Genomic DNA, 18,323 nt, shown 5'->3' with positions numbered 1-18,323 from the left:
CAGCCACCATAGTAGGAGGATCGATGAAACGGAACTGGGAAGGGCTCGTGCTCAAGGTGTTGGGTGGTCGGGATTTCCGGCTTACAGTGACCGGTCGGGAGCTGCTCAACCCCTACTACCAGCGAATCGACGTGGCTGGCGGCGGCCTGCTCGACGCGTGTGACCTTCATCCCACACTGTGGATCCGGCTCTGGTTCGACGACCATGGTCGGCCGCACCAGCGCGCCTACACGGTGGTCGATCCAGACCCGGCTACCGGCCAGTTCAGCCTCGAATTCTCGCTGCACGACGGTTGCGCCGCCCGGTGGGCACAGCGCGTCGAGATCGGAGCTACGATCGACGCGACCCTGCAGGGCAGCGCCTTTGTCATGCCCGAACCGGCACCGAGCAAGCTCTACCTGGTCGGCGATCCCGCCGCCGTACCCGCGGTCAACAGCCTGCTCGCCGCCGCCCCTGCCACCCCAGCCACCATCTGGCTTGAGTATGTCCACGAGGGCGAGCGGAGCCTGCCGCTGCGGACCCGCCCGCACCACCAGGTGAGCTGGATCCCCCGGCGCGACCAGGGGCGGCACCTGGTCGAGGCGGTTACGGCGGAGGTGCCGCGAGACCCCGACGCGCTCTACTGGGTGGCGTGCGAGGCGGCGAGCACCCGGGCGATCGCCCGCCACCTGCGTCGAGGGCTCGGCATCGACAAGCAACGGGTGAGGGCGCTCGGCTACTGGCGGGCGGGCTGACCCGCGGGCTGCCGCCACGGTAGCGGGCGAAGGAACATGCCGTGTGGCCGCCAGCCCGGGAATGGAACCAGCTCGCCGACGTGTTGCCACCCCAGCGACTGCATGCTCCGCGCCACCGGGGTGTTGCTGTCGGCCACCGCCAGGCTTGCGCGTTCCTCGCCGCGGGCGCCGAGCAGCTCTGCGAAGAGTCGTAGTCCGAGCTGGTGTCGCCGGAGTTCGGGCAGGACGAAGGCCTCGCAGACGGCGAAGGTCCGGCCAGGCCACTCCCGGACCAGCTCGGGGTCGGCGGGCAGATCCCGCCACCAGCCAGTCTCGGCGGGGAGTGGGCAGCCGAGGATGGCCCCCACGACCCGGTCGTGTTGCCAGCCCAGCGCGGCCTGGAAGCCAGGTGCCTGAGCGGTCCAGGCCAGTCGCTGCTCCACCGACGGCTCGCGGTGGTCGGGCAGGTACAGGTCGGCGGTGTGAACGGTCCGGTATACCTGGGCCAGCTCGTCGATATCGACTCGGTCGGTCAGGGTGAGAAGAGGCTCGGCGGGTGAAGGGGTGGAGCTCGTCATTAGGTAAGGCTAACCTAACCTCCGGGTGTGAGTTGCTCGGTAGGGATTCCAGCCTCGTCAAGCCAGGCCACGACCAGCTCCGGGTCGGCGGAGACCGTCAGCGCTGATTCGATGGCCCGCTCCCGGGCGCGGTCGCCGACGCCGTCGCCGGTGAAGCTGCGGACCGACTGCGTGCCAGCCGGCGAAGCGCTCACCGCTCGGACCAGGTCGACCAGCGCGTCGAATCGCGCCGACTCAGCGAGGGTCGAGCCGGTGGCGTCGGTGGCCTGTCGGGTGAGGCTCGCGATCCCGGAGACCTCGGCAACGATGAAGGTGATCGTTACCCTTTCCCCACCTCCGAAGACGACCACCTGCGCGTGATCGACGCCCATCCGCGCCAGCAGCGCCTCGTCACTGATCGGAACGGTGGCGACCGCATCGTTGTCAGCCAACCAGAACCGGACCGACCGGGGGGCGCTGTGGATGGACGGGCTCACCGAGAGCCAGACATCGCGCTCGTCGCCGGCGGCGCACCCCTGCCAGGCGACCGGGTCGTCGGCGCTGGTGAATGGCCCGGCCAGGTCCAGGCCCTCGACCAGGGCGCACGGCTCGGCGACCACCCGGGGGTCGGGCGCCGGGCCAGTGACTGCGGTCCCGGCCAGATTGACCGCCGGTAGCGCCCCGATGGTGGCGAAGGTGAGTGCGATGTGTCCGCCGTAGACCAGGGCGCCGCGGAGCCGGCGGCCGGGTCGGCGGAGCACCGGGTCGTCGGATGCGAGCGGCAGCGGCGATCTGGCCAGCTCACGGGGGTCCGACACCAGCCCGAGCGCGTACGCCATGTCCGGGGTGGCCGCTGCCCGGGTCCGCAACGCCCACCAGCGGATCGCCCGTCCGATCAGCTCATGGTCGCGCACGTTGGTGGGGGAGTAGAAGAGGTGCCGGCCGTCCCGGAAGTGCAGACCGAGGTTCCAGCAGGCGAGTCGGGCTCCGGCGGGCTGCCGGCCAGCCTTCGAGCCCCGGGTGCTGCGGTCGATCGACCAGGTCCACCCGGTGACCTGCGAGAGCTGTGAGAGTTCGTACCGCCGCCGTGTCACCAGGGTCCGGATGGTCAACCCGCCGTCGGTGCCCACGTCGACCCGGTAGACCGCCGCGGCGAGCGCCATCCCCACCGCCGGTAGCCAGAGGACGACCGCCGCGACCGCCACCACCCATCCCCGGCCGTCGCCACCGAGCTGCGGCAGGGCGAAGCTGAACAGGCCCGCCAGCACCGCCAGCGTCAGCGGCGAGGCCCAAGCGAACCGGAGTACCCCGGTACGCCCGGTCGGTGGTGCCGGGTCAGCGGCCGCCGGCAGCCACGGGCGGACCTGTGGACCCTCCGCAGCTTCTGGCGGCCCGTCCAGGATCACCGCCAGATTCGCCTGCCACCGCGGCGACAGCTCACCTGGTGAGGGTCTGCCCCGGCGTGCGGTCCGGATCAGCAACACCACCCCGGCCAGGGACACCGCCCCGGCGCCGGCGAGGCAGAGCGGGGCGATCCAACCGGCCGGCGGGAGCTGTTCGGGCGCCTGCAGCCGGCCGGGCCGCTGCGGGTCTACCAGGAGCTCGACCGCGGCTCCCACCGGCGCGTCGGTGGGGGCCCGAGCGAACTCGAGCTCACCAGCCTCGCTCCGGTAGACCGCCCGACTCTCCCGATAAACCTCGGCGGTGACCTCCCGGTCGGCGGCGATGGTGCGTTCGACCCGGTGCTGCTCGATCGCCGTGGCGAACCCGGGCAGCAGCAGGACCAGACCGCCGAGCAGGAGCAGCATCGCCACCACCAGGCCACCGCCGCGACGGTAATGGCTGGGGGAGACCGGCTGCGCCCGGGACGGCGCCAGGTTCCATGCGGGCACGGCACTGAGGCTACGTGCCCTTCGCCACCAGCCTGGTCGTCGGCTGACGCCGGGTCAGCGTTGCCGGTGTCACCAGTTGACGAGGAGGTGTACTGACACTTATGTACTTTTCGAGGCTTTCACTGATTTGGGATAAGATCAGATGAACCGTGTCGGTCCGTGGGGGGCGATCCGGATGGCGACGCAGGCAGACGAGACGGCGAGCCCGGCCGCCGCAGCGCCGGTGTCGAGACGGCTGTGCGATCTTGCTCGGCGGGGTGGGCTCGTAGCCGCCGCCATCGCCGCGTTGATCGGCGTGCTGGCGCTGGTGGGCTGGGCGACCGTTACCGAGGTGCTGATCGCGGGCCCGGGCGGCGAGGTGCCGGTCAAGCCCAACACCGCGGTGGGGCTGACCGCCGCCGGGGCCGCGGTGTGGCTGCTCTCCGCTGGCGGAGCTTCCCGGCCGGCGCGACTGGCAGGCCGGGTCGTGGCCTTGCTCGTCGCCGCGCTCGCCGCCGCGTCGCTGCTGCAGTACCACGCGGCGATCGAGCTGGGAATCGACCAGGTGCTCTTCTCCGACGCGGTAGCTGATTTCGGCCAGGCCCCGCTGGGGCGGATGCCGCCGGACACCGCGGCCGGCCTGTTGCTGCTCGGAATCGGCCTGGCGGTAGCCGACCTCCGTTGGGGCCGGGGTTGGCCAAGCCAGCTCTGCGCGCTAGGAGTAGGGGTCATCGGGCTGGTGGGCCTGGGTGCGGTGCTCACCGGCGGGCCGGATGTCTATGGTCCGGACTCATTCGCCATGGCGGTCCCCTCGGCGGTCGCGATCATGCTGCTGTCGCTGAGCCTGCTCGGACTGCGCCCGGAACGTGGCCTGATGCGGCAGGTTTTCACGCTGAGTCCGGGTGGTGCGCTGGCCCGCCGGTTGATGCCGTTCGCCGTCTTCTTCCCGCCGCTGCTGGCGTTGCTGCGCTGGCTCGGCCAGGATTTCGGCTGGTACTCGGTACCGGTCGGGGTGCTGCTGATGGTCGTCCTGCTGGCGATCATCGGCACCGCGGTGATCTGGCTCGCGGCGAGGTGGGTGGACCGGGCAGATGCCGAACGGCGGCAGGCCTCGGCCGAGATCGACGAGTTCTTCGATATTTCGGTGGAGCTGCTCTGCATCGTTGACACCGAAGGGCACTACAAGCGGCTCAATCCGGCGTGGGAGGTGGTGTTGGGGCGGCCACCCGCCGAGCTGCGGTCCCGCTCCTTCCTTGAGCTGGTGCACCCCGACGATGCCGAGCGCACCGTCGCCGAGCTGCAGCGCTTGACCACCGCCAAGCGTAAGTTGCACAACTTCGAGAACCGGTACCTCCGCAGCGACGGGCAGTACCGGTGGCTGCTCTGGAATGCCGCCTCTGCGCCAGAGCAAGGGCTGGTGTACGCGACCGCTCGAGATATCACCGATCAGAAGGAGAGCGAACGGGTGCTAGCAGAGGCCCGGGACGTGGCGGTTCAGGCGGTGGAGGCCAAATCACAGTTCCTGGCGGTGATGAGCCACGAGATCCGCACTCCGATGAACGGCGTCATCGGCCTGACCGGCCTACTGCTGGACACCCAGCTCACCGACGTGCAGCGGGGGTACGCCGAAGGCATCCGTACCGCTGGCCACTCGCTGCTTACCGTGATCAACGACATCTTGGACTTCTCCAAGCTCGAAGCAGACAAGATCGTGCTGGAGGAGGTCGACTTTGACCTCCGTCAGCTGGTCGAGGAGGTTTGTGCGGTCCTCGCCACCACTGCCCAGGCCAAGGGGCTCGAACTGGTCGGCTGGTGCCACCCGGAGCTGCCGCGGGGGGTCCGCGGCGATCCGGGCCGACTGCGTCAGATCCTGCTCAACCTGGGCGGCAACGCGGTCAAGTTCACCGATGATGGTGAGGTAGTGGTCGAGGCTCGGCCGGCGCCTGCCGGGGCGCTCGACGGGCAGCCTGCCGACCCGGCGGTACTGCCGGTGACCATAGAGGTCCGCGACACCGGGATGGGGATCGCCGACGCGGATCGGGAACGTCTCTTCGGTTCCTTCGTGCAGGCCGACAGCTCCACCACCCGGCGGCACGGCGGCACCGGGCTGGGGCTGGCGATCTCCCGGCGGCTGGCGGAGCGGATGGCGGGTGCCCTCACCCTCACCAGCGAACTCGGCGGCGGGTCCAGCTTCCGGGTCACGGTGCCGTTGCTCCGGCAAGAGCAGCCGGCACCGCCAGGGGCCCCGCCCCGGCAGCTGGCGGGCCAACGGGTGTTGATCGTGGACGACAACGCCACAAACCGGTTGGTCCTCACCCACCAACTGCGATCGTGGCGGCTGCGCCCGCAACCGACCCCGGACGGGCCGCACGCGATCGCCGAGCTGCGTCGCGCCGCCACCGCCGGTGCCCCCTACGACTTGGTCCTACTCGACCACCAGATGCCGGTGATGAGCGGACTGGAGGTCGCCCGGGTGATCGTCAACTCGCCGGAGATTCCGACCGTGCCGATGGCGCTGCTCAGCTCCGCCGGAGATGTCGACCCGGCGGACACCGCCGCCGTCGGCATCGAGGTGACACTGACCAAACCGGTGCGGGAGTCGGTGCTGTACGACTCGTTGCTGCGGCTGGTGGGGAAGTCCCAGGCGGAAGCCGAGCCGGCGGAGCCGGTCGAGCGGGCTGAGCCGGCGGAGCCGGTGACCGCGGACGGGCCGGCCGCCGCGGACTCAACTGCCGGGCCCCGGCTGTTGCTGGTCGAGGACAACGAGATCAACCAGGCAGTCGCCGTCGGTGTACTCCGCAAGCTCGGTTACCGGATCGACATCGCTAACGACGGCGTGGAGGCGTTGGAGCGGTTGGCCGAGCACAGCTACCCGGCAGTGCTTATGGACCTGCAGATGCCGCGGATGGACGGGTACCAGGCCACGGCCGAGTTCCGCCGGCGGGAACCGCCGGGCAGCCACACTCCGGTGATCGCGATGACCGCTGCGGCGCTCGCCGGTGACCGGGACCGCTCGCTCGCGGCGGGGATGGACGACCACGTCACCAAACCGATCGACCCGGCAGAGGTCGACCGGGTGCTGCGACAGTGGTTGACGACCTCGCCAGCGGCCGGAGGGGACGGCGCCGGCCCCGACCCGGGAGCCGACCCGGATCCAGCGACCCAGGTCCGGCAGCGGCTGGTCGAACTCTTCGACAGCCCGGCTCCGGAGAACCCGCTCGCTGATCGGGTGCTGCGCTCCTTCCTCGCCCGTGGCCCCGAACTACGCGAGGAGCTTGTCGGTGCGGTGAGCCGCGGCGACCAGGATGAGGTGTGGCGGCTCGCACACACCCTGCTGGGCGCGGCCGGCAACGTCGGGGCCGGGTCGCTAGCGGGGGTCGCCAGCGACCTGCAGGACGCGGCGAGCGCCCGGGACCTGAGTCGGGAGCAGGAGCTCCTCTCCCGCCTGACCGCAGAGCTGACCACCGCCGAGGCGGCGGTCGAGCAGGTCCTCTCTGGCCAGTGACCATCCCGCGCCGCCGCCCCCCGGGCAGTGGTGTACTTGCCGTGCCAACTGGGTAGGTGGTTGAGCCTGCCCCGGTGATGCCCGCCACCCCCGACTCTGGAGGCGCAATGGTCCAGCCCGATCCACCCCCGTCGACCGAATCGGACGCGCCCTCCGCCTCGGAGAACTCCCCATCGCAGCCGGTCGAGCCGGCAGGGTTGCGACTCCACCGGCCGGCCTGGATCGCGGCCGCGGTCGTGGTCGCGGTCGCGCTGGTCGCCGCGCTCACCGTCTTCGTGGCCACCCGTGGCAGCGAACCGGACGGCGCCGTGGCCGGCGACGCCGACCGGGTGGTTTCGGGACCGGTCGGGGGGCGGGAGCAGGCCACGTTCGTACTCCTCGACGGAGCCTCCTCGGTGACGCTGCGGGCAGAGCCGCTCGACGATGTGCTCTACCGGGCCTCGACGCCCGACGGTGGCGCGGAGCTGCCGGTGGCGTCGCAGGACGGCGACGAGGTCCGGGTTGAGCTGGTCGATAGTGGCGAGCCCGGGTCGTCGGCGCTCGCGGTGGTCCTCAACTCGGATGTCCAGTGGCAGATCCGGATCCTCGGTGGCGCCACTGAGCAGATCATCGACCTCGGGGAGGGCAGCGTCGGCAGCGTGGAGCTGGCTGGCGGCGCATCCCGGATCGAACTCACGCTGCCGCCGCCGCAGGGCACCACCACGGTACGGATGTCGGAGGGTGCGGGGGACTGGTACGTGTATCAGGTCGGCGACGCTCCGGTGCAGGTGCATATCGGTGCTGGCGCTGGCGCCGTCACGATCGATGGGGCGGTGGAGTCTGGCGTGGCCGGCGGGACGGTCTTCACGCCCGACGGCTGGGAGGCAGCCGCCGACCGGGTCGACATCGACGCCGCAGCGGGAGTCTCCGCGCTGGTGGTCGAGCGGAGCTGATTGCGCTGCCGGCGGTCGTGCAGGGTCACCAGTCGATGAACGCCGGGCCGGCCACGGTAGTCTCGCCCAGGATGCCGGCGGGCAACGAGAGGGGATTCGGTGGCACCGCGCTCCGGGCTGGCCCGCGTCGGTGCGATCAGCGCCGTCGCGGTTCTCGCGATCGTGCTCGGCGCTGGCGCGGGGTTGGTGGCGAGGGGGGCGGTGGACTCCACATCCGGTGCGGGCTGGTGCCCCAGCGAGCCGCGTGGGCCGGTGCCGGCCCACTGCCTGGGCTCGGGGGCACGCCCCGCGAGCGCCGAAGCGTTGCCGATCGCGCCGTTGCGGCTGCTCGGTGAGCAACGCGAACTCGTCATCGGCGCCGCCGTCAACGCGAACACGCTGCGCAGCGACCCGGAGTACGCGATCGTGCTCGGCCGCGAGTTCAACGGGATCACGCCAGAGAACGCGATGAAATGGACGGCGCTGGAGCCGGTACCGGGTGAGTTCGACCGGTCCGGCGCGGACGCGCTGATCGAGTTCGCTAGGCAGCACGACCAACAGGTCTACGGTCACACGCTGGTCTGGCATCGGCAGGTGCCCCGCTGGGCGCATGATGCGGTGACCGCGCACCAGACCGGCGCGATGCTGCGGGAGCACATCCACGCGCAGGTCAGTTATTTCCGGGGCGATGTGTGGGCGTGGGACGTCGCGAACGAGGTCTTCGACGACGACGGTTCGCTGCGAGATTCGTTCTGGCTGCGTCGAATGGGTCCGGAGTACATCGAGGATTCATTTCGGTGGGCCCGGGAAGCCGACCCGGAGGCTGCGCTGTTCATCAACGACTTCGGGATCGAAGGGATCAACGCCAAGAGCGACGCGCTCTATGCCTGGGTCACCGATGCGCTGGAGCGGGGAGTGCCGATCGACGGCATCGGGTTCCAGGTGCACTGGACGCTGGCGCCGCTGCCCGGCAGCTTCGCTGACAACATGACCCGGTTCGCAGACCTGGGGCTGGACGTAGCGATCACCGAGATGGATGTCCGAATTCCTACCCCAGCCACCGAGCAGAGCCTGGCCGAGCAAGCGGAGATCTTCGACCAGGCGCTGACCGCGTGTCGGACGGTGGCGGCGTGCCGCTCGTTCACCGTCTGGGGCGTGAGCGACGCCCATTCTTGGGTGCCGCATGCGTACCCCGAGCAGGGCTCGGCGACGTTGTTCGATGGAGGCTACCGCCCTAAACCGGCGTATCAGTCGTTGGTGGAGGCGCTGCGGAGGCCCTGATCCGGGCACCGCACCATGATCATGGCCGGTGCCCGCGGCTATAAGGGTGGGGGGTCGGCCAGGGTGTTCCGGGCGAGGCCGTCCCGGAACGCCGTAGTGATTTCCGGGGTGGCGGTGAACCGCCAGTCGGCGTTGCCGCCGTCGGCCGGGGTGTACTCGAACCAGATCAGGCCGACGATGTCCGAGCGTTGCGACACCCAGTCGAAGAGATCAGTGATCCAGCTGATCTTGTGGTCGCCTGGTTGCGCGCCGGTCTCGGTGATCAAGAGCGGTTTGTCGGTGAAGTCTCGCAGCGTGTCGTAGGTTGCTTGGAAGGTCTCAGCGGCGGTGAACTCCTCGAAGGCGTAGCCGACCATCCCGATCCAGTCGACGTAGTCATCCCCCGGGTAGAGCGCGGCGAGGCTGATCTCCGGCACTGCCCGGATGATGTTCGGGCTCCACAACCAGATGACGTTCTCGACCTCGTGCTCGGTGAAAATTTCGTGGACGTAACGCCACATGGTTGCGTACTCGCCGAGTTGATTGCCGGAGTTCTGCTCCGACCACGGGTACCAGTGGCCGTTCATCTCGTGGGCGAACCGGATCACCACCGGCCAGCCGTGGTCACGGAGATCGTCCGCGAAGTCGCGGAGGTAGTCGTCGTAGTCGCCGTCGAGGATCCGGGCCAGCGCGTAGTCGGGCTGGTGGATGCCCTGGTCCAGGCCGGCCCAGGGTTCCCAGGACAGCACCGGCACGGTCTCCAGTGCGTAGCTGTGCTCGACAGTCTCCGACGGATAGTCGTGCTCCCAGCTGAGGAAGAACTGGACCAGGGTGGGGGTCGCCTCGGCGGCGTCCGCGATCCGCTGAAACTCACTGGGTGACCAGGGGACGTCCGGTGCGCTCACCCCGAAGCGCAAGCCGGGAATGTCCATGATGTCCGCAACGGTGGGTGGCTCCGGCGGTGGCTCCGGGGTCGGTTCGGTCGCCGGGTCGGTAGGGCCGGTCGACACCCCGGGGCCCACCTGCTGAGACGGCGGCGGAGAAGTGGTGGCCGGTTGCAGGATCCACGTCACCAGGGCCACCAGCACCAGGCCGTTGGCCACCATCCAGACCCGCATCGAGCGGCGGGAGAGGCGCTGATGATTAGACACCGATCATTATCGATGCGGTAAGCATCGCTCCACCTAGAAGATAAGGAATCGCCAACTGGGGGTTGAACCGGCGCTCACCGTCGAACCCGCCCGCCCGGGTCCCCCAGCCGGCGTTGTGTGCCATCCGGAGAAACCCGAGCGCCCGCACCGGGATCAGGACGAACCCGTTGATGAGCATGAAGAGCGGCAGGTAGAGCAGGTCGTCTGGCCGGTGGGCGAAGTGCCGGCCGAACCGGATGCACAGCGACGCCGTCGTCATCACCCCCGCGAGGACCAGGATCAGCGCCACCGCCTGCCAACCGCCGCTGGGTAGCAACGGGACCGCGTCGTAGAGCCAGGCCCGTGCGCCGGTTGCGATGACGACCGCCCACGATACCAGCGAACCCATCAGTACGAAGGGAATGATGATGTCGGTCACATAGAACAACGCCAGCACCGGCGCGTGCCGCAGCATCCACGGCAGCATGCGCAAGGTGTTGTACTGCGAGCCGCGCGCCCAGCGGTACTGCTGTTTCGCCATCTTCCGAAGCTGGGTGGGGGCATCGGTGTAGACCAGCGATGTGGACTGGTAGACCGTCTTGTAGCCGGCCATCAGCGTGTAGTTGGTCAACGCCCGATCATCGCTGACCTCTAGCCGAACCCCCAGGAATTCATCCCGGAGGAACTGTCCCATGCAGTTTTCCAAGATCTCCCGGCGAAACGCGATGGTCCGGCCCGGCAAGCAACCGACCGTGCCCAACACGCTCATCGCCGGCATCGAATACTCGTTGCGGACGTTCTCCAGCCAGTCGGCCCACCGGGTGAGCAGCGAACGGTCTGGGTCCATGATCCGTTGCCGGGTGGTAACCCCACCCACCCTGGGGTCCCGGAACGGTTTGACCAGCTCCCGGAGAGTGTGCGTGGTCCACAAGGTATCTGAGTCGACAAGTACCGCGATCTCGCCGCTGGCCAGCCCGATGCCGACCTGCAAAGCGTTGCGTTTGCCCGCGATCTCGGTCCAAGCCCACCGGACGCCCAGATCCGCGCAGACCTTCTCCAGCTCCTGGTTGCGTGGACCATTGATCACCACGATGACCTCGGTCGGCTTCTGCTCCAGGATCTTGCTCAGCACCGAGCGGAACAGGTCGACCGGCTCATCGACCACCGGCACAATGACCGAAGTGGTCGGCTGGTGGTTGCTCTGCCAGGGCCGATAGTGGGAAGCCAGGGTGATCCGGAATAGCCAGAGCAGCCAGATCATGAGCATGAAGAAGGCGAACAGAAAAATGTGGCCGCCGTCGAGCCAGGCGCTGATCTGGAGCACAAACGCGAGCATGGCTAGCCTCGCCGGCTATCGTCGCCGTCTGCGGTCATTCGTCCGTTGCCTCGTCGTCCGGCTCGTCCGCGGCGAGGGTGAACAGGGCGAGGCTGGCTCCCTCGAAGGCCCAACTCCGGGTGTGGTCGTACTGAAGCCGCAGCAGATCTGCTTTCGCCGCCGGCAGATTCGTCAGCGGATCCGGCTCGGTGTCCAGCCGCAGCAGCCAGACCCGGGGCGCCGCTGCGGCGCACTCGGCGACCTCGCGGCACTCCTGGGCCAGGAGTTCGCCGCCGCTACGGGGAGGATTCAGTGCCAGCACGTCAGCCGGTCGGGCCGGGTCCAGGACATACCAGGTGAGCAGGTCCCGGCCGACGCGTTCGTCGGCACGGTCAGGCCCGAAGATGATCGCGTCGTCGGGCTCGCCGTGGCGGTGCAGGACATCGGCGACTTCCCGACCGCCCAGCCCGTGGCCGTCCGCCGCCCGAATCGCCAGCTGCGCCGGCACCCCCACACCGGCGATCAGCAGCACCACCAGCAGGCCACGCACCAGCGGCACCCGGTGCAGCGCCACCGCGGCCAGGCTGACCCAGAACGGGAGGCTGAAGAGCAGCGCCTGAGCGGCACCCAGCTGCCAGAACGACATTGCCGGGAAGAAGCCGAGCAGCGGGACCAGGGCGGCCGTGGTCAAGACACCGGCGGGCTTCTTCATCGAGATCGCGAGCGCCGCGAGCGCCGCCACCGCGCCGGCGATCACCGAAACGCCGAAGAAGGTGACCGCGATCTCAGTAACCAGAGGGAGTCCGGAGCCGTCGTCGAACAGTGATGGTCGCCACGGCGCCCGGCCCACGAAGAACAGCCCGGCCGCGGGTAGGGCACCGAGCGCGGCCGCCGCCGCCCAGCCGGTGAGCACCCCCCGGCGCAGGGCCAGCACCGTGACCCCGTGCCCGAGCACCACCAGCAGCGCCACCCCGTTGCTGAGTCCGAGCAGCCCCACCGCCAGGAAGTACCCGGCGAACCGCCAGAACCGGGGCCGATCGAAGATCCGGACCAGGAGCAACGTGGCCACCACCGCAAGCGCCAAGGTGAGCGCGTGCGGGGCGACCTCATGTGCCCACCGGGAGGTCGCGGGCACCGCCACGAAGAGCAGCCCGGCCAGCCCGCCGGCCCGCGGCCCCACCATTCGGCTGACCAGCGCGGCGGTGGCACCGGCGGCGACCACCATCGCCAGCAGCGAAGGGAAGCGCAGCGCGAACTCGCTGTGGCCGAACACCTGGGTCCAGGCGCGGAGCAGGGTGAAGTACGGCAGGTCCAACGCCGGGAGCTGGTCGCGAAGCAGCCACAGCTCGGACCAGCTGAGCTGACTCAACGACGCGGCGGTCAGGCTATCGGCGGAGAGGCTCGGCCAGCTGGTCCGGATCAGACCCACCAGACCCATCAGGACCGCGGTGAGTAGCCAGGCGAGCCGGCTGAGCGCGGTCTCGGCGTTGGTGAGTCCGCCGACCGGGGCGCTGCCACTGGCCGGAGCCTGCCAAGCGTCAGGCCGCGCGGTTTCTTCGACGGGGTCTCGTTGCCGAGGCAGCACCACCGTCTGATCGGGATCAGTCACGGCATCCAGCGAGAGGGGATCGGGGAAATTGGGAATCGGGGAGGTCACAGTGGGTGGCTAAGCTGGTAGCCCGCCATCGCGACCGAGGCCACTCGATGTTAGCAGCGAGGCTCAAACCGGCTGGCTAAGGCGGCGTACCCTCAGGGGTGACTTGCGCGAGGCGACCACACTCCTGGTGGGAGAGTGCCCGCAACCGGGATGCCGAAAGGAAGGAATCGCATGCACACGGTCGGACCGTACCTAGCACTCCAGGTGGTGGGGACCTGCCAGGTCGGTGCCGTCTGGTCAGCCGCCGATTCGGCCAACAACCAGGTGACCGTCGCGCTGATCGACACGGACGCGGTGAACGAAGATCCGTCTCTGCGCCAGCGCTTCAGCGATTCGGTCTCCGAGTTGGAGCAGGCCAAGCAGCTCTCGGTGCTCGCTGGCGACTTCACCGCCCGGGCCCCGTGGATCGCCTCGCCGACCACCGACGCGACCGTGGTTGCGCAGGTGTTTCGGCGGATGGGGTTGATGTATCAGCCGGTCAGCAACCCGGCGGAGGGAGCCGAGGCGGCCGGTGCCCAGGCGGAACCGACCGAGGCTACGATGGCGATCCCGGCCGCCGCGGTGCCGAGTTGGGTGGCGGAGCCAGGTAACCCGGAGGCGCAGACCGAGCCCGCCGGTGCCATCCCGCAACCGGTGACCCCGGGCAGTTGGGAGCAGCCCACGGTCCACGTGCCGGCGCTGCCCGGGCCGCCGCCGCAGGTGTCGGCGCCTCCGGCGGACCCCGCGCCCCCCGCGCCGGCGTCGGCGCCGCAGCAGCCGGTCAACCAGCCGCCGGCGGCCGACGCGGAGCCCACCACGATGGTGACGCCGCAGGGGCCCTTCCCACCCCAGGGTCCGACCGCCGCGCATCCGACGGTCGGTTCCGGAGTGCCCTATCAACAGGCGCCGTATCAACCAGCGCCGGGCTCGGGTGTGCCGTACTCCAGCCCGCCGGGGTCGGCCGTTCCACACTATTCCGCGCCGGGTTCGGCCGTTCCGTACTACCCGGCGCCGGGTTCGGCGGTGCCCTACTCCGGCCCGCCCGGTTCGGTGCCCCATTACGGGCCACAGCCCGGGCAGCAACCCCAGGGGCCAGCGCAGCCGGGCTATCAACCGGCCGGTTATCAACCCCCTGCCTATCAGCCGGCCGGCTACCAGCCGACGGGCTATCAACCGGCCGGTTACCAGCAGCCGCAACCACCGCCGGCCCAGCTCTCGGGGCCTCCGGCAGCAGCGGCGGCGCCGCAGCCGGCGAGCTGGCCGCAGCCGACCGCTAGCCCACCACCACCGCCGTACTCCGGGGTGACCCCGCCAGCGGGCGGCGGCGGGCCTTCCCGCGGGCTGCTGATTGGGGTGGCGGCGGCGCTCGTCCTCGTGCTGGGGTTGGGCGCCGGGACGGCCGTGTTCCTGCTCCGGGGGGACTCCGCGGACACCACTGCGGCGCCGACCAGCCCGCCGACCGCACCGCCGGAGCCGACCGCGGAAGGGCCGGAGCGGCCCGGCATCGAGCCCCCCGAGGACGGCGAGTGGCCGGAAGATTGGCCGAGCTTCGACCCGGGTGACCCGGTGACCACCATGACCGATCTGCCCGGGCTGGAGTTCTCGTTCGCAGCGCCGGACGGTTGGGAGTGCACGGAAGTAACTGTCGAGGCGGGGGCAGCCCACTACAGCTGCTTCGACGAGGAGAGTCGGCAGCTCGGCGGGGATCTGATTGTGCGGGAGTGCGAGGATCCCTGTGACGCCTCCCGGCGGGTGGAGATGCGCCGGGCTGAAGAAGCGTGGGGCCTGCAATGGGTTCGGGACGGCGGGTACTGGTCCTGGGCCGAGAGTGAGGAGCTCGGCGGCGGCGACCAGTACGGCCTGGTCCTGGTCGGATATTACCGTTCCAGCGATGAGGCCCGAATGGACCGGCAGCTGGTGTTCCGGATGAGCGGCCCGCTTGAGCAAGCTGACGAGCTGCGTAAACTGCTCGACTCGGTGCGTGGGGAGGTCCGCTGACCGGTCAGCCTTAATGCCGGAGTGCCGGCGTTACTGGTAGGAGACGAACCGCGGTAGCGGCTCCACGTCGACGGTCTCGGCCGGGGTGAAGGTTGGTTGGTCCTCGTCGTAGAAGTTCTTCCAGCCCCACCAGACCTCCGGCGCGTCATTCTGCAGCGCGTTCCAGGTGTCGAACTTCTCCGACGGCGTCCCGAAGCCGTCGGCGTGGATGAGGACCGCCACCTCGTCGTAGTCGGTCGCCACCGCGTCCCGGTTCGTGATCATCCCGAGCGTGAACTGGTGCAGGATCAGCAACTTCTGGGGGAGGTGGTGTTCGGCGGTCAGCTCGGCCAGCCACTCGGTCACCTGATTCACCTCCTCGGCGTCGACCGAACCGATCTCCACCATGTGCCGTTGGTCGGGCGCCAACCGCCACTCCGGGTCGAGGGCCAACCCCACGTGGGGCTCGGTGAGCAGTTCTTCGTACTCCTGCGCTTGAGTCAGGAAGTCGGTATGTCCCGGTTGCAGATCCAGCACCACATACATGCCTTCCGCGGCGGCCGCGTCGATCCACGGCCGTAGCTGCTCCGGCGGGGTACGTAGTGAGTAGTCTCCCTCCGGTCCGGGGGAGGCGGAGGCGATCGTGGTGATGATCTCCAGGGTGGGCACGACCGGTTCGTCCACCAGCGACTCGTACTCGGCGGCCACCTCCGCGGTGCGCGCCAAGGCCTCGGTCATCGGCTGCTCCCCGAGCGCCCCGAGCGCGGTGTCGCCAGGGTGGCCGTAGAGCGCGATCAGGAGTCGACCGGGGAAGACCAGCTGCCCGCCGCCGGGTAGCTCCACCCCGGTGGCGGCGACCGCCAATCGTTGCGCAAGCTGTTCCACCGGGCCGAAGCTCGCACCGAGCGCGATGACGTGGCTCGCCGACGACTCGCTCAGTGCGGCGATCACCGCCGGATCCCCGCGCGGGTCGGCCGAGTCGGTGGTCACCACCTGGGCCCCGGCGGCTTCTGCGGTGGCGGCCGCGGCGTCGTTGGCGGCCGACTCGGTCTCCGCGTGGAGCAACAGGGTGACCTCCGGCAATGGTTCGGCGGCGGTGGTCGCCGGCAGCTCCTCACCCGGTGGCGCGGTGGCGTCCGCTGACAGTGGCGTGGCCGGTTGTTCGGAGCGCTCTGCCCAGGATCGAGCGGTCGAGTCTGCGACGACCACCCTCGAGGTCTGTAACCGATCCAGCTCCTCCCGCAGACTGGGGTCCGGCTCCGGCGGGGCCAGCAGTAGCGGAGCCCCGAGGTCGACCGCCGCAGCTGCTGCGTCAGCGTGCCGGTCGGGTTGGTCCGCCCCGGCCAGGACCACGATCGGGGCCTGGTCGTAGAGCGCGCCGACCACGCCGAGGGCCAGTTCGGTCGGCTCGCCGTCGAGAACCTGGACCGGCTCGCCGGGCAGGCTGGTCTGGTGTGCTGGGGGCGGGGAGGAGTCGTCCTCGGCGGTGGTGGTGTTGCAACCGGAGCTGGTCACGGCCAGAGCGAGCACGACCGTCACGGCTGCGCGGCGCCGCCACATAGCGGTCTCCTACCGGGAGGGGTCGGGCATCCCACCGTAACAGGGGCGTTCGCGGTCGTCGGAAGATCAGCTCTCGGGCGGGACCGGGGAAGCCAAGGACGAGCACTGTGGTCGGATAAGTCCGACTTATCATGACGTCGAGCCTCGGTCGCCTGGCTCAGCCCTAGTGAGTCGTACCCGCTGACCTGCGGCTCCTACACTGCCCAGGTGGGCTGACGTGGGGAGATGGCGAGTGACCGTGGCGGACGAAGAAGCCGATGTGGAGCGCTTGGCGCAGGCCGCCGCCGCTGGCGACGCCGCCGCGCTCGACGCTCTGCTGGTGCTGGTGCAGCCCGAGGTGCTCCGGTTGTGCGCTCGGTTTCTGCCCTGCCGGCAGGATGCCGAGGAGGCATGCCAGGACACGCTGCTGGCGTTGGCCCGGGGGATCGGCACCTTCGAGCGGCGCGCCTCCTTCCGTACCTGGCTCTACCGGGTAGCGGCGAATCGGTCCCGCACGACATATCAGGCGCTGCGGCGCCGTTGGGAGACCGAGTCGGCGGGGGCGCCGATGCCCGAGTCGCCAGATCCGCGCCGGACCAGCGTGGTGGCGGGAAGCCGGCTCGATCTTCTGGCGGGGCTAGCCGCGATCCGCCCGGAGCTCGCAGAGCCGGTGGCGTTGCGGGATGTACTCGGCCTGAGCTACCGCGAGATCGCAGCGACGCTGGATGTTCCAGAGGGGACTGTCAAGTCCCGGTTGTACGAGGGGCGCCGGCGGCTGCAGGCGTGGCTCAGCGGTGGCCCAGGCGGCGGCTGACCCCGGCCGGTGGTGGCGTACATCACACCGCTGCGGCGAACAAACCCGCCGCGACCCCGGACCAACTCTATGACGGTCCACTCGACGAAGGAGAAATCGATGTCCTCCCGCTCTGGGTTGCGCAGTTGTGCTGTGCTCGCGATCGCCCTCGCGCTGCCGGTGTTCGCCGGATGTACCGCGGATGACCCGGTCGCGCCGTTGGCGGGTCAGGACGCTGGCCAACCGGTGGACCCGCGTTCCGACCCGCCGGCGGCGCCCGGCGCCGACGCCTCGGCAGACTTCACGCCACGCTCAGTGAACCACCGGCACGGTGAGATCACCGTAACCGGGATCGAGGTCTCCGACGAGATTCCGGACACGTACGGCGAGGCAGCCGCCCAGCACGGCGACGTCAGCTACGCCTACCTGGCGGTGACCGTCGCGAACCAGCTCAACGGCGCCTCGCTACTTATTCAGGACGGTATCTTTCTCGATCTCGGCAACGGTGAGCTGCTCCCGCACACCGGGCGAAACCCGGTGGTCCGGGGGATCTCGGCCGGCGCTACCGAGGACGGTTGGTACGCGTTCGAGCTTCCCGCGGAGGCGAGCCTGACGGAAGCGGAGCTGGTACTGGGGGAGCCCGGTCACCGCCAGGAGCGGCTCCCGTTGACCGGATCGGTGCCCGAGCCGGAATACCCCAAGCCGATCGAGGTAGCATCGCCGGGCACGGTCCTGACCCGCAACGGCTGCCCGCTGGAGGTCGAGGTGACCGAGGCTTACCTGGCTCACTATGTGGGTTTCGACGAAAACGGCAAGTCGCACACCACCCAACAGGCAGCGGCGGACCGGCTCAAGCTCTACCTGGGCATCGCGGTCACCGCGCCGCCCGGCTCCGGCATGTGCTTCATCGGCACCGCCAGCGGGGGTGATGTGCACCTCATCGTGGACGGTGAGCGGCGCGGTGACATCCCGGACCTGAACAGCACCACCAACGTCCCCGAGGGGACCACCGCCCACCAGTACCTGGTCTTTGATGTACCGGGCACTGGCCAGGTGGAGATCGAATGGGGTCGGCTCGGGGGTGAGCAGACCCGGATCGAGGTGCCGGTGCCGTGA

13 protein-coding genes are annotated in these 18,323 nt (G+C 69.7%); 7 read left to right on the top strand and 6 right to left on the bottom strand.

Annotated features, from left to right (window positions below):
- Positions 1-23 precede the first annotated feature (23 nt).
- Positions 24-734 carry a siderophore-interacting protein gene (locus tag JQS43_RS14100; RefSeq protein ID WP_239674844.1) on the top strand — a complete coding sequence of 237 codons (711 nt, stop codon included), beginning with the start codon at positions 24-26 and terminating at the stop codon, positions 732-734.
- Here JQS43_RS14100 and JQS43_RS14095 read toward each other — a convergent pair.
- Both JQS43_RS14095 and JQS43_RS14090 read right to left on the bottom strand, forming a co-directional pair.
- Entirely contained in the window at positions 716-1,291 is a 576-nt protein-coding gene (locus tag JQS43_RS14095; RefSeq protein WP_239674843.1) for a GNAT family N-acetyltransferase, read from the bottom strand. The genes JQS43_RS14100 and JQS43_RS14095 overlap by 19 nt on opposite strands.
- 14 nt (positions 1,292-1,305) lie before the next feature.
- Positions 1,306-3,162 (bottom strand): hypothetical protein, encoded by a 1,857-nt coding sequence (locus tag JQS43_RS14090; RefSeq protein ID WP_239674842.1) that lies wholly within the window; start codon positions 3,160-3,162, stop codon positions 1,306-1,308.
- A 142-nt stretch (positions 3,163-3,304) separates the two neighbouring features.
- Between JQS43_RS14090 and JQS43_RS14085 the strand changes: the two genes are divergently transcribed.
- The 3 genes from JQS43_RS14085 to JQS43_RS14075 all read left to right on the top strand — a co-directional run bounded on the left by JQS43_RS14085 (position 3,305) and on the right by JQS43_RS14075 (position 8,838).
- On the top strand, positions 3,305-6,646 hold the full coding sequence (locus JQS43_RS14085; RefSeq protein WP_239674841.1) for a PAS domain-containing hybrid sensor histidine kinase/response regulator: 3,342 nt from the start codon (positions 3,305-3,307) through the stop codon (positions 6,644-6,646).
- Positions 6,647-6,753: 107 nt separating this feature from the next.
- Positions 6,754-7,578 carry a hypothetical protein gene (locus JQS43_RS14080; RefSeq protein WP_239674840.1) on the top strand — a complete coding sequence of 275 codons (825 nt, stop codon included), beginning with the start codon at positions 6,754-6,756 and terminating at the stop codon, positions 7,576-7,578.
- Positions 7,579-7,677: 99 nt separating this feature from the next.
- A complete protein-coding gene (locus JQS43_RS14075) occupies positions 7,678-8,838 on the top strand; it encodes an endo-1,4-beta-xylanase (protein ID WP_239674839.1) in 1,161 nt (386 codons plus the stop codon).
- 38 nt (positions 8,839-8,876) lie between these two features.
- Here JQS43_RS14075 and JQS43_RS14070 read toward each other — a convergent pair whose 3' ends face one another.
- From JQS43_RS14070 to JQS43_RS14060, 3 genes are read right to left on the bottom strand one after another with little or no spacing between them, the layout of a single operon-like run.
- Entirely contained in the window at positions 8,877-9,968 is a 1,092-nt protein-coding gene (locus tag JQS43_RS14070) for a glycoside hydrolase family 26 protein (protein WP_239674838.1), read from the bottom strand.
- Positions 9,961-11,283, bottom strand: coding sequence for a glycosyltransferase family 2 protein (locus JQS43_RS14065; protein ID WP_239674837.1), 1,323 nt, complete (start codon positions 11,281-11,283; stop codon positions 9,961-9,963). The genes JQS43_RS14070 and JQS43_RS14065 overlap by 8 nt, the downstream gene beginning before the upstream one ends.
- A gap of 34 nt (positions 11,284-11,317) precedes the next feature.
- Entirely contained in the window at positions 11,318-12,871 is a 1,554-nt protein-coding gene (locus tag JQS43_RS14060) for a glycosyltransferase family 39 protein (protein WP_239674836.1), read from the bottom strand.
- A gap of 219 nt (positions 12,872-13,090) precedes the next feature.
- Between JQS43_RS14060 and JQS43_RS14055 the strand changes: the two genes are divergently transcribed.
- Positions 13,091-14,896, top strand: coding sequence for a hypothetical protein (locus JQS43_RS14055; protein ID WP_239679590.1), 1,806 nt, complete (start codon positions 13,091-13,093; stop codon positions 14,894-14,896).
- Positions 14,897-14,926: 30 nt separating this feature from the next.
- Here JQS43_RS14055 and JQS43_RS14050 read toward each other — a convergent pair whose 3' ends face one another.
- Positions 14,927-16,390 carry a hypothetical protein gene (locus JQS43_RS14050; protein WP_239674835.1) on the bottom strand — a complete coding sequence of 488 codons (1,464 nt, stop codon included), beginning with the start codon at positions 16,388-16,390 and terminating at the stop codon, positions 14,927-14,929.
- 262 nt (positions 16,391-16,652) lie between these two features.
- Between JQS43_RS14050 and JQS43_RS14045 the strand changes: the two genes are divergently transcribed.
- On the top strand, positions 16,653-17,228 hold the full coding sequence (locus JQS43_RS14045; RefSeq protein WP_239674834.1) for an RNA polymerase sigma factor: 576 nt from the start codon (positions 16,653-16,655) through the stop codon (positions 17,226-17,228).
- A 99-nt stretch (positions 17,229-17,327) separates the two neighbouring features.
- Positions 17,328-18,323 carry a hypothetical protein gene (locus JQS43_RS14040; RefSeq protein ID WP_239674833.1) on the top strand — a complete coding sequence of 332 codons (996 nt, stop codon included), beginning with the start codon at positions 17,328-17,330 and terminating at the stop codon, positions 18,321-18,323.

The sequence above is a fragment of the Natronosporangium hydrolyticum genome (genome assembly GCF_016925615.1).
Taxonomy (GTDB): Bacteria; Actinomycetota; Actinomycetes; order Mycobacteriales; family Micromonosporaceae; genus Natronosporangium; species Natronosporangium hydrolyticum.
The sequence above is the reverse complement of the archived record's forward strand: the minus strand, read 5'-3'. Positions and strand labels throughout refer to the sequence as shown.